The organism is Butyrivibrio sp. AE3004 (genome assembly GCF_000703165.1).
GTDB lineage: Bacteria > Bacillota > Clostridia > Lachnospirales > Lachnospiraceae > Butyrivibrio.
The window spans coordinates 3,062,406-3,074,190 of sequence record NZ_JNLQ01000002.1; the positions used below are offsets into that span (position 1 = coordinate 3,062,406).

The window sequence follows — 11,785 nt, forward strand, 5'->3', positions numbered from 1 at the left end:
GAATACTTCATCTTCAATCCGTTATTGTTCTATATCCTTTTTTGGACAAGCCCTCGACCTATTAGTACACATCAGCTGAACACGTTACCGTGCTTACACCTTGTGCCTATCTACCTCATAGTCTCTAAGGGGTCTTACTGCAAAATGCAGGGATATCTCATCTTGAGGGGGGCTTCACGCTTAGATGCCTTCAGCGTTTATCCCTTCCGGACTTGGCTACCCAGCCTTATGCATCTGGCGATGCAGCTGATACACCAGCGGTCCGTCCATCCCGGTCCTCTCGTACTAAGGACAGCTCCTCTCAGATATCCTACGCCCGCGCCGGATAGGGACCGAACTGTCTCACGACGTTCTGAACCCAGCTCGCGTACCGCTTTAATGGGCGAACAGCCCAACCCTTGGGACCTGCTACAGCCCCAGGATGCGATGAGCCGACATCGAGGTGCCAAACCACTCCGTCGATGTGAACTCTTGGGAGTGATAAGCCTGTTATCCCCAGGGTAGCTTTTATCCGTTGAGCGATGGCAATCCCACTTTCATGCCACCGGATCACTAAGTCCTACTTTCGTATCTGTTCCACCCGTCGGTGTCACAGTCAGGCTCCCTTCTGCCTTTGCACTCTGCGAATGGTTTCCGTCCATTCTGAAGGAACCTTTGAGCGCCTCCGATACCCTTTCGGAGGCGACCGCCCCAGTCAAACTCCCCGGCAGACATTGTCCCCGGACCGGTTTCACGGTCCTTGGTTAGAAACCCAGTACTATAAGGGTGGTATCCCAACAGCGACTCCATGACAACTGACGTCATCACTTCACAGTCTCCCACCTATCCTGTACATACAGTACCGAATCCCAGTATCAACCTGGAGTAAAGCTCCATGGGGTCTTTCCGTCCTGGCGCGGGTAACCAGCATCTTCACTGGTACTTCAATTTCACCGGGTGCATTGCCGAGACAGTGCTCAAATCATTACGCCTTTCGTGCGGGTCGGAACTTACCCGACAAGGAATTTCGCTACCTTAGGACCGTTATAGTTACGGCCGCCGTTTACTGGGGCTTAAATTCAAAGCTTCGGTTGCCCTGACCTCTCCTCTTAACCTTCCAGCACCGGGCAGGCGTCAGCCCATATACCTCACCTTTCGGTTTCGCATAGACCTGTGTTTTTGCTAAACAGTTGCTTGAGCCTCTTCTCTGCGGCCTGCTCTCGCAGGCTCCCCTTATCCCGAAGTTACGGGGACATTTTGCCGAGTTCCTTAACAATGCTTCTCCCGCCGGCCTTAGGATCCTCTCCTCATCCACCTGTGTCGGTTTACGGTACGGGCTGATGATACGCAATAGTGGCTTTTCTTGGCAGTACGTCCATGTGCTTCACTACTCTTACTTCGTTCCCCCTTGCGGGACCGGTCTTTCCTTTCCCGGCTCACACTTTCGTCCTGCGTCCCCACAGTTCTGATATCATCAGGTGCAGGAATATCAACCTGCTGTCCATCGACTACGCCGTCTGGCCTCGCCTTAGGTCCCGACTTCCCCAGGGCAGATCAGCTTTACCCTGGAATCCTTGGATATTCGGCCTGGAGGATTCTCACCTCCATCTCGCTACTCATTCCGGCATTCTCTCTTCACAGCGCTCCATCGCTCCTTACGGTACGACTTCGACGCTGCTGTGAATGCTCCCCTACCGATCACAAGTACCCGTAGATACTTGCAATCCCCAGGCTTCGGTGTCGTGTTTCAGCCCCGGTAATTTTCGGCGCAGGACCTCTCGGCTAGTGAGCTATTACGCACTCTTTGAATGTGTGGCTGCTTCTGAGCCAACATCCTAGCTGTCTGTGAAATCCCACATCCTTTTCCACTTAACACGCACTTTGGGACCTTAGCCGTGGATCTGGGCTCTTTCCCTTTTGACTGTCCAACTTATCTCGTACAGTCTGACTCCTGCGCTCAGCCATACTGGCATTCGGAGTTTGATAATCTTTGGTAAGCGGTGAAGCCCCCGCGGATATTCAGTGCTCTACCTCCAAATGGCATGCTACAGGGCTAGCCCTAAAGCTATTTCGGGGAGAACCAGCTATCTCCGGGTTCGATTGGAATTTCTCCCCTATCCACACGTCATCTCCACCCTTTTCAACGGATGTGAGTTCGGACCTCCACAGCCTTTTACGGCCGCTTCATCCTGCACATGGATAGATCACCCGGTTTCGGGTCTATGTTATGTGACTCTCGCACTCTTCACACTCGGTTTCCCTCCGGCTCCGGACCTATGGCCCTTAACCTCGCCGCATAACATAACTCGCCGGACCGTTCTACAAAAAGTACGCGATCACTCTCATAAGGAGCTTTCGCAGTTTGCAGGCACAGGGTTTCAGGTTCTCTTTCACTCCCCTCCCGGGGTCCTTTTCACCTTTCCCTCACGGTACTATGCGCTATCGGTCACTAAGGAGTATTTAGCCTTACGGGGTGGTCCCCGCTCTTTCAGACAAGGTTCCACGTGTCTCGTCCTACTCTGGATACTGACTCGCTTCGGACAATTTCGCTTACGGGGCTCTCACCCTCTCTGGCAGGTCTTTCCAGGACCTTTCTGCTATCGTCCTCCATCGATCATTCAGTCCGAACCCCGGGTGCAAGCACCCGGTTTGGGCTCTTCCGCGTTCGCTCGCCGCTACTTACGGAATCACGGTTGTTTTCTCTTCCTCCGGCTACTTAGATGTTTCAGTTCACCGGGTTCCCTCCACATGCCTATGTATTCAGCATGCAGTGACAGGAGTTCTTCCTGCCGGGTTGCCCCATTCAGATATCTGCGGCTCTCAGTGTATTTGCCACTCCCCGCAGCTTTTCGCAGCTTATCACGTCTTTCTTCGGCTCTTAGTGCCAAGGCATCCGCCCTGCGCCCTACATAGCTTGACCAGCTATATAGAACTTTTGGTCCATTTAATAACCACGTTCCCGCATATATCTGATATAGCGTTATCGATATATGCTCGTTTATGTATTGCTACATTGTTTTTTCTGGATCTCGGATCCTGATCATATGATCGCAGATCCGTTCGATGTCTTTTAATCGGATTCTCTGATTAAAATGTTTTCTTCAGTATTCGGTTTTCAAGGTACGGTTATCAGTCTTTTCAGACTGAGTGGAGATGGTGAGATTCGAACTCATGACCCCCTGCTTGCAAGGCAGGTGCTCTCCCAACTGAGCTACACCCCCAGTCTACCTATTTTATTAGGTAATGGGCTTAAGTGGACTCGAACCACCGACCTCACGCTTATCAGGCGTGCGCTCTAACCGGCTGAGCTATAAGCCCTTTTTCTTTTTTAAATCCGGCAGCCACCTATCCTCCCATGCCGTCTCCAGCATAGTACTTTCGGCCGATAAGGTCTTAACCGTCGTGTTCGGGATGGGTACGGGTGTTTCCCCTTTTCGCATCGCCACCGGAATTTTTCTGTTGCCACCGGCAACAAAACAGTAATGCAACTCCCTACTTCTTCCTCTTCCTTAGAAAGGAGGTGATCCAGCCGCAGGTTCTCCTACGGCTACCTTGTTACGACTTCACCCCAGTCATCCGACCTGCCTTCGACGGCTCCTTCCTTGCGGTTAGGTCACCGGCTTCGGGCATTTCCGACTCCCATGGTGTGACGGGCGGTGTGTACAAGACCCGGGAACGTATTCACCGCAGCATGCTGATCTGCGATTACTAGCGATTCCAGCTTCGTGCAGGCGGGTTGCAGCCTACAGTCCGAACTGGGTCGTTATTTTTGGGATTTGCTCCCCCTCGCGGGTTCGCTTCTCTTTGTTACGACATTGTAGCACGTGTGTCGCCCAGATCATAAGGGGCATGATGATTTGACGTCATCCCCACCTTCCTCCAGGTTATCCCTGGCAGTCTCCATAGAGTTCCCATCTTACTGCTGGCTACTATGGACAAGGGTTGCGCTCGTTGCGGGACTTAACCCAACATCTCACGACACGAGCTGACGACAACCATGCACCACCTGTCTCTACTGTCCCGAAGGCCTACAGACATTACTCTGTATTCAGCAGGATCTCAAGATCTGGTAAGGTTCTTCGCGTTGCTTCGAATTAAACCACATGCTCCACCGCTTGTGCGGGTCCCCGTCAATTCCTTTGAGTTTCATTCTTGCGAACGTACTCCCCAGGTGGAATACTTAATGCGTTTGCGCCGGCACTGAAGGACTTCGTCCCCCAACACCTAGTATTCATCGTTTACCGCGTGGACTACCAGGGTATCTAATCCTGTTTGCTCCCCACGCCTTCGAGCCTCAACGTCAGTTGCTGTCCAGTAAGCCGCCTTCGCCACCGATGTTCCTCCTAATATCTACGCATTTCACCGCTACACTAGGAATTCCGCTTACCTCTCCAGTACTCTAGTCATACAGTTTCCAAAGCAAGCCCACGGTTGAGCCGTGGGGTTTCACTTCAGACTTGCATCACCGTCTGCGCTCCCTTTACACCCAGTAAATCCGGATAACGCTTGCCCCCTACGTATTACCGCGGCTGCTGGCACGTAGTTAGCCGGGGCTTCTTAGTCAGGTACCGTCATCTCCCCGAAGGGTCTTTCTTCCCTGCTGATAGAGCTTTACATACCGAGATACTTCTTCACTCACGCGGCGTCGCTGCATCAGGCTTTCGCCCATTGTGCAATATCCCCCACTGCTGCCTCCCGTAGGAGTTTGGGCCGTGTCTCAGTCCCAATGTGGCCGTCCGACCTCTCAGTCCGGCTACAGATCGTTGCTTTGGTAGGCCGTTACCCCACCAACTGGCTAATCTGACGCGGGCCCATCTCGTACCACCGGAGTTTTTCACACTGTGTCATGCGACACCGTGCGCTTATGCGGTATTAACAGTCGTTTCCAACTGTTATCCCCCGGTACGAGGCAGGTTGCCCACGCGTTACTCACCCGTCCGCCACTAAGAATATACAATCTTTGACCGAAGTCTCGGAAGCGTATATTCTCCGTTCGACTTGCATGTGTTAGGCACGCCGCCAGCGTTCATCCTGAGCCAGGATCGAACTCTCACGTTTAAATGTTCTATCAGGATCTCTCCTGATCTCGTTCGTCTGACCAGAACTTAAGCTTGGCTTTTGTTCTGTCCGTTTTTACCTTGTTAGGTTTGTTTTGTTCTCTGAATATTCTTTTTTGGAATTTTCAGGGTTGCATTACTATTTCATTGTCAATGTGCTGTTTGTATCGCTTGGCTTGTCAGCCGCAACTCTGATAGGATATCATGTCGTGTGCTTTCTGTCAAGAACTTTTTTTGCTTTTTTCGAAAGTTTTTATCGATCAGTTATCAGCTCTCAGATATTACTCTCTCGAAGTGAGCGAAATTGATTATAGCATTACTTACACAGCAATGCAACCAATAATTTCAAAAATTGTAAAAGAAATTGCTGAATCAATCCTATAGCCTATTATATACTGGATCAACATAACCCACATGTATGTTTCCAATACGCCAAAACACGCCCCAAGGAACTTATTGGTCTTACTCAGAATCGGAATTTTACCTGAACCTTTAGTTCCTTTTGCGATGCCCTGTATTATTCTGTATATTGCAACAACAATTGCAATCTGAACAACCGTCTTAATAATATGCAGATTTTCTCCGTGCAGAATTTTTCCAATCGAGCCTGCAGAGAGATTAAAAATCACAAATCCTACTGCAAGTCCGGCAATTTCAATAAGTTCGTTAACAAGTCCGTATTTATAGCCATAAGCAATTCGCCATAATAATACAATTAAAACCGCAAGTGATACTATCACCTGCGGCATTGAAATAAATGTCATAACATCCATAATTCACAACCTTATATTTTCAGAATACATTCGTCATATATTACGTTACTTTTTTAAACCAAATATTATTTATAAAACTTTCACTATATTAATATAGTAATTTAATAAAACTTTCACCATATTAATATAGTAACTTAATAAAACTTTCAGATTATTTGAGTTCAAGAGTATCAATCGAATTCTCGGTAACCAAAATGAATTTACTTCTGACATTTGTAGGAATCATTACTTTTACAGCACGATCAAAACTTCCTCTGAATTTTTCATTCCCCTTCATATCATAAAGTATATATTCTCCATCACCATAAACAAGAATCTGTCCACTTTCAAATAAAACATCTGCATACTCAGTATCGAAAAAAATGGTAGTTTCAAGATTACCTGTTTCATCATATATCTGAAGTCTGTATGCACCCTCTTCTGTATTATTCACAAACACAACACCAACATGTGAATCATTAAAGAAAACAGATCGTATTTCTTCCTCTCCCGTAAGGCTTTCTGTCTGACTTGTCGGAACCTCCTTACCTGAGAAAAACATAATTCTGTCATCCGCCACTGCAAAAGTCTTCGAATCATTCATGAACTGTACATAAGGCACAACAACATTTGGATAGTCGTAACCACTTGCATAATTGTCAGCAAGATTCTGACCTACCGCACCAAAGTTAAAGAATGCAACACTCGTTTTCAACTGTCCGCTGTCTGCCTTAAGATATGAAACACAGACCAGTTCACCACTGGGTGATATTGCAATATCCACCGGATATCCGCTATCCTGCATGGTTGTCTTAAAGCTTGCAAGAGTATTCCCCGAAGCATCAAAAAGGTAAATCCATGTAACGTTCTTATCATCAAGAACTGCCGCAACAACACCCTGAGAAGCCACGCAAAAGTCTCTGATGGGCAGATTGGTGTCTATTTCCCCCAAAGCTCCACTTGTATTAGCCACGTAAATGTTGTGGCCGTTGTAGTCTCCTATAGCCACAACATCTTTGCATGTATGTACTGTAGGATTTTGCATCTGATATGTCTGATTCCAAAGCTGCTGACCGGATCCATCCAAACAACTGGCACCATCTTTACTATATGTCAGAATATGGCCACCCAGGTTGATAGCTTTGGCACCTTGCGCATCCGTGATCCTTACCGTTGAAATTATGGAGCTTTCAGTAAAATGTTTATCTCTCCAGCTGACATATACCGCAACAACTACAAATACGGTAATTACCAGAACAACGATTGTCCTTATAAAGACTGCAATCCTATGCTTTCTGATACGTTCCCGGTAGGATGGACCTGAGCTTTCGTAATCTTCACTGCTTACATCCGGAAGATCATCTTCTTCGTCCCAGTCATAATCGCCATTTAACGCAGCGAATGGATCATCATCCCTGTCATCACCGGTAGAATTATTCCTTTGTAATTTTTTTATATATTTGGTGAAATCTTTGACTTCTGCCATTTATAACTCTTTTCCAAAATAATAATACTTAAATAAATCGATATACCGTTATTGAATCATATTCACGTTCCGGCCCAAATACCGCATCCGGGAATCCTGCATGATGTATGGCATCAGGATATATCTGTGTCTCAAGGCAGAAACCTTCTCTTGCTTTATAGTCTGCTCCTCCCTTACCACCTTCAGCATCAAGGAAATTGCCGGCATAAAATTGGAATGCCGGAAGAGTAGTATCACACTGCATTGTAATTCCGGATTCAGGACACTTTACGGTAGCAAATGTTCTTCTTGTTCCGTCAGCACCATCAATAATAAAGTTATGATCGTAGCCACTGCCAAGCTTTAACTGTTCATTATCCGCATCAATTTCAAGACCGATCCCTTTTTCATTTCTAAAATCAAATGGAGTACCTTCAACATCTGCAATTTCACCGGTAGGAATAAGACCTGCTCCCACAACTGTAGTAGCGGATGAATTGAACTGTGCAATATGATCACTGATAGAGCCAGTCCCCTGACCACGAAGATTGAAGTAACAATGATTTGTCACATTTATCATTGTTTTTGCATCACTTACAGCATGATAATGAAGCGATAATGAGTTATCCTCAGAAAGTGTATAAGTAACAGTAAATACTCTGTTTCCTGAAAAACCAAGATCTCCGTCTTCTGATTTTAAGGTAAATATAACACTGTCTTCAGTCTCATCCGCTTCCCATACTCTCTTATGAAAACCGTTATCAAAATCACTGTGCAGGTTGTTTGGACCATCATTCACAGCCATATTGAATTTCTTTCCGTCAATTTCGTAGCTTGCACCGCCAACTCTGTTTGCAACAGGACCTACTACCACACCTATAAAGCAAGGGTTGTCAAAATATTTTTCAGGATCATCAAAGCCAAGTACAACATCTCTCTTCTCGCCATACTTATCCTTAACAAAAATATTTCTGATGGCTGCGCCATAGTTCATAAGACAAACCTCCATACCCTGAGAGTTTGTCATATGATAACCGTAAATTGGTGCTCCTTCTTTTGTTTCTCCCAAAAATTCTCTCTTCACACTCATTTTTATACCTCCGCTTTTTCGGCCTAAGGGGGGTCCCTCTTTTGGTGGATTCCTTAGGTTAGTACAAAGTTTTCATAAACTATTTGGCACTATCTCATCTGTATACTCTTATTTATAGATAACTCACAACATCTGTGTTTCCGGTACCATCACCGGGCCATGCTTAGCATTCTTGGAATGTAGCAGAATATTTAAAGTTCCGTTCTGCCTTCCAATGCGCGAAGCAGTGTGACTTCATCTATGTACTCCAGGTCTCCTCCGACCGGAACACCACTCGCTATTCTTGTTACTTTAATGCCTGTAGGCTTAATCAGTTTACTGATATACATACCTGTCGTTTCACCCTCAAGACTTGAGTTGGTCGCTATAATAACCTCATCTACCGTTTCAGTCTGAAGCCTCTGAACAAGTTCCTTGAGTTTTATATCTCCCGGTCCGATCCCAAGCATGGGAGATATTGCTCCATGAAGAACATGGTATACTCCATCATACTTTCCTGTCTTCTCGTATGCCGCAAGATCTCTTGTATTTTCAACCACCATTATGGTTCTGTGGTCTCTCTTTTCATTGGCACAGATTGGACAGACTTCATCATCAGTAAGCGTACAACATTTGCTGCAATAGTGAACATTTTCCCTTGCATCTGTCAAAGATTTAGCTAATCTCTGAACTCTGTCCTTGGGAAGTCCAATTATATAAAAAGCCAGTCTCTGAGCCGACTTACCTCCAATACCCGGAAGAGAAGAAAGCTCTTCGATCAGTCTGTTAATATGTCCGCTGTAAAGATCCATTAAAATGAAAGTCCTCCGAGACCTCCAAGGCCGCCTGTCATCTTACCCATAATGTCACCCTGTGCTTTTTCCGCAAGGTCCATAGCCTCATTAACAGCTGCAACTATCATATCCTGAAGCATCTCTACATCATCGGGATCAACTGCATCCTGAGCAATTGTTATCGACTGGAGCTTCTTGCCTCCCGTAACAACGGCTTCTACAGCTCCGCCTCCTGCACTTGCTTTAAATTCCTTGGTCTCCAGTTCTTTCTGACTTTCTTCCATCTGGCGCTGCATACGCTGTGCCTGCTTCATTAAATTATTCATGTTACCCGGCATACCTCCCGGGAATCCACCTCTTTTTGCCATTTATTAAATCCTCCTGTCTGTTTTAATCTTCATCATGGTCCTTCTCTTCGAAGGCGTTTTCTTCATCCATGGCCTGTTGGTCGTTATATGCATCTTCGGGTATATTACCCTCATCATATTCTGCTGCCATCCTGCTAGCCTCATAAGCTGCATCCATGGCTTCCTGCATCTCATAATCATCATCGAATCCGGTAATTATATCACCTCCGGAATTCTCAATTTCCAAAGCGTCAGACTCACCGTCATAAATTTCGGAATTTTCATGGTTTTCAGTTTCAGTTGCATCTACTTCACTTACCTCTGTATCTTTTGTTTGTAGCTCCAAAGGCAGTTCCGGCATCTCCTCTTCTTCCTCAACCACTATATCAAATTGGATATTGTTAAGACTTACATATTGTTCTTCAACCGGCCTTTCATTATCAGCATAACGCATCTCAAAATCTATGTGTTTACCAATTGCTTCATCAAGCACAGCCGAAAGTTCACTTTTACCCGGATCTTCATTATACTTAAGAACCCGTTCCTTATTATCAAGCACAATAAAAAGCTTATTGTCATTTCCCTGACTAAGGATAGCTTTTTCCATGTAGACGCGCATGGGCATTCCCATTTTCACAAGAATTCTTCCCCAATTGTTCACTACTTTTTTTACATCCTCGGCAACTGCACTTTCAAGGACTTTAGCTTTTGCAGGTCCGGCATCTTTTCCCTGAATATCACCAGTTGTATTTCCGGCAGTTGTGCCTGCTGCACCAACAGTTATTTGGCCACTTTTAATGCCTCCTATGACTCCGTCAAGCTCTTTACTTTTATCTTCCAGAATTCTTATTCTGTCAAGAAGCGCATCACTTCCCTCCTCCATCTGAGGTTTGCAGAGTCTTATAAGAGCAACCTCTATCAGGATACGTTTCTGGGGTGCATATCGCAAGCTCTGTGAAAGTTCCGAGAACACTCTGATATATCTCATTATTGTTTCTACGTCAGATTCTTTAGCAAGTTCCTTCAAAATTTTAAGATTGTCAGTGGACATATCCACTGCATCCTCCATATTGTCGGATGTGCTTACAAGCATAAGATTTCTCAGGTACCAGATAAAATCGTTCACAAACTGCGACAGTTCACGTCCCTGGATTACTATTTCAGACAATAGATTCAGTGCTCCTGTAACGTCCTGCTTTATCAAATGCGAAAAGAGCCTGCCGAATATCTCGGTGTCAACTGCCCCAAGAACTCCAAGTACTCTGTCATAAGTAAGTTCTTCGCCGTAATTAAATGCAATACACTGATCAAGAAGACTCAGAGAGTCCCTCATAGAGCCGTCTGCTGCCTTGGCAACATAGCGAAGGGCTTTTTCTTCAACCTGAATGCCTTCTTTGGTAACTACCTCCCTAAGTCTGTCGGCAATTGTATCAATCGTAATTCTGTGGAAATCATATCTCTGACATCTGGACAGAATCGTTATCGGAATCTTCTGAACCTCTGTAGTTGCCAAGATAAAAATAACATAAGACGGAGGCTCCTCAAGACTTTTCAACAGTGCATTAAAAGCTCCCGTTGAGAGCATATGAACCTCGTCTATAATATATACCTTATATTTTCCAACAGTCGGTGAATATGAGATCTCGTCAATAATCTCTCGGATGTTGTCTACGCCGTTATTGGATGCAGCATCAATCTCGATAACATTCCCCATTGCAGCACCGGACTCTATTGCCTTGCAAGTCGGACATTCACCGCAAGGGCTTCCATCTTGTGGATTCTCGCAATTAACTGCTCTTGCCAGAATCTTGGCAACTGATGTCTTGCCGGTTCCGCGAGTTCCGCAAAACAGGTACGCATGACCGATTCTGTCTGATTTTATCTGATTCTTTAGCGTAGTCACTATATGATCCTGTCCTTTGACGTCATCAAAGACAGGAGGTCTGAATTTTCTATATAAAGCTACGTATGCCATTAATAACCCCATTCGCCAAGCGAATATATACTATCGAAGTTACTCTATAAAAATATCGTTTCAAAAAATCCGCCGGGCTTTTTCATACTCCAATCATCTAATTATACTCAATTAAGTCCTCATCAACAATAGTTTATTGACTTAAGAAAACATGGCTCGTATAATAAAAAAGCATGCATGAGTATAGCATGTATTGTAAGGAGTCGTATCAAAGTGGTCGTAATGAGGCGCACTCGAAATGCGTTTGTCCTTTTTGGGCACGAGGGTTCGAATCCCTCCGACTCCGTTCATAATTCTTTGTTTTTAATTTTCTGATAAACAAGACAAAAACTAAGGAGCATCTCCTC

At 45.5% G+C, this 11,785-nt stretch carries 6 protein-coding genes, 3 tRNA genes and 3 rRNA genes; 1 reads left to right on the plus strand and 11 read right to left on the minus strand.

Going from position 1 to position 11,785, the window contains the following annotated elements:
- Positions 1-41: 41 nt before the first annotated feature.
- The 11 genes from BV60_RS0116140 to dnaX form a co-directional block, all read right to left on the minus strand.
- Positions 42-2,899 (minus strand): 23S ribosomal RNA (locus BV60_RS0116140).
- A gap of 228 nt (positions 2,900-3,127) precedes the next feature.
- A tRNA-Ala gene (locus BV60_RS0116145) sits at positions 3,128-3,200 on the minus strand.
- Between the two features lie 23 nt (positions 3,201-3,223).
- Positions 3,224-3,297, minus strand: a tRNA-Ile gene (locus tag BV60_RS0116150).
- 14 nt (positions 3,298-3,311) lie between these two features.
- Positions 3,312-3,429 (minus strand): 5S ribosomal RNA (gene rrf, locus BV60_RS0116155).
- Between the two features lie 63 nt (positions 3,430-3,492).
- Positions 3,493-5,037 (minus strand): 16S ribosomal RNA (locus BV60_RS0116160).
- Together the 16S, 23S and 5S rRNA genes with 2 tRNA genes alongside form the textbook arrangement of a ribosomal RNA operon.
- Before the next feature lie 319 nt (positions 5,038-5,356).
- Entirely contained in the window at positions 5,357-5,809 is a 453-nt protein-coding gene (locus tag BV60_RS0116165; RefSeq protein WP_029323390.1) for a CvpA family protein, read from the minus strand.
- A gap of 151 nt (positions 5,810-5,960) precedes the next feature.
- Entirely contained in the window at positions 5,961-7,274 is a 1,314-nt protein-coding gene (locus BV60_RS0116170) for a DUF5711 family protein (RefSeq protein ID WP_029323392.1), read from the minus strand.
- Positions 7,275-7,302: 28 nt separating this feature from the next.
- Entirely contained in the window at positions 7,303-8,343 is a 1,041-nt protein-coding gene (locus tag BV60_RS0116175; RefSeq protein ID WP_029323394.1) for an aldose epimerase family protein, read from the minus strand.
- A gap of 191 nt (positions 8,344-8,534) precedes the next feature.
- Positions 8,535-9,134, minus strand: coding sequence for a recombination mediator RecR (gene recR / locus BV60_RS0116180; protein ID WP_029323396.1), 600 nt, complete (start codon positions 9,132-9,134; stop codon positions 8,535-8,537).
- The gene (locus tag BV60_RS0116185) at positions 9,134-9,484 is read right to left on the minus strand and encodes a YbaB/EbfC family nucleoid-associated protein (RefSeq protein ID WP_029323398.1); all 351 of its coding nucleotides are present in this window, start codon (positions 9,482-9,484) and stop codon (positions 9,134-9,136) included. The genes recR and BV60_RS0116185 overlap by 1 nt, the downstream gene beginning before the upstream one ends.
- Positions 9,485-9,506: 22 nt before the next feature.
- A complete protein-coding gene (gene dnaX, locus BV60_RS0116190) occupies positions 9,507-11,438 on the minus strand; it encodes a DNA polymerase III subunit gamma/tau (RefSeq protein ID WP_081846727.1) in 1,932 nt (643 codons plus the stop codon).
- Positions 11,439-11,637: 199 nt separating this feature from the next.
- On the opposite strand from dnaX, the gene BV60_RS0116195 reads away from it, so the two are divergent.
- Positions 11,638-11,724, plus strand: a tRNA-Ser gene (locus tag BV60_RS0116195).
- Positions 11,725-11,785: the final 61 nt, after the last annotated feature.

What these genes read in the sequence shown, in the direction of transcription:
- BV60_RS0116165 (WP_029323390.1), bottom strand. Translation starts at nt 5,809, where the DNA reads ATGGATGTTATGACATTTATTTCAATGCCGCAGGTGATAGTATCACTT.
- BV60_RS0116170 (WP_029323392.1), bottom strand. Translation starts at nt 7,274, where the DNA reads ATGGCAGAAGTCAAAGATTTCACCAAATATATAAAAAAATTACAAAGG.
- BV60_RS0116175 (WP_029323394.1), bottom strand. Translation starts at nt 8,343, where the DNA reads ATGAGTGTGAAGAGAGAATTTTTGGGAGAAACAAAAGAAGGAGCACCA.
- recR (WP_029323396.1), bottom strand. Translation starts at nt 9,134, where the DNA reads ATGGATCTTTACAGCGGACATATTAACAGACTGATCGAAGAGCTTTCT.
- BV60_RS0116185 (WP_029323398.1), bottom strand. Translation starts at nt 9,484, where the DNA reads ATGGCAAAAAGAGGTGGATTCCCGGGAGGTATGCCGGGTAACATGAAT.
- dnaX (WP_081846727.1), bottom strand. Translation starts at nt 11,438, where the DNA reads ATGGCATACGTAGCTTTATATAGAAAATTCAGACCTCCTGTCTTTGAT.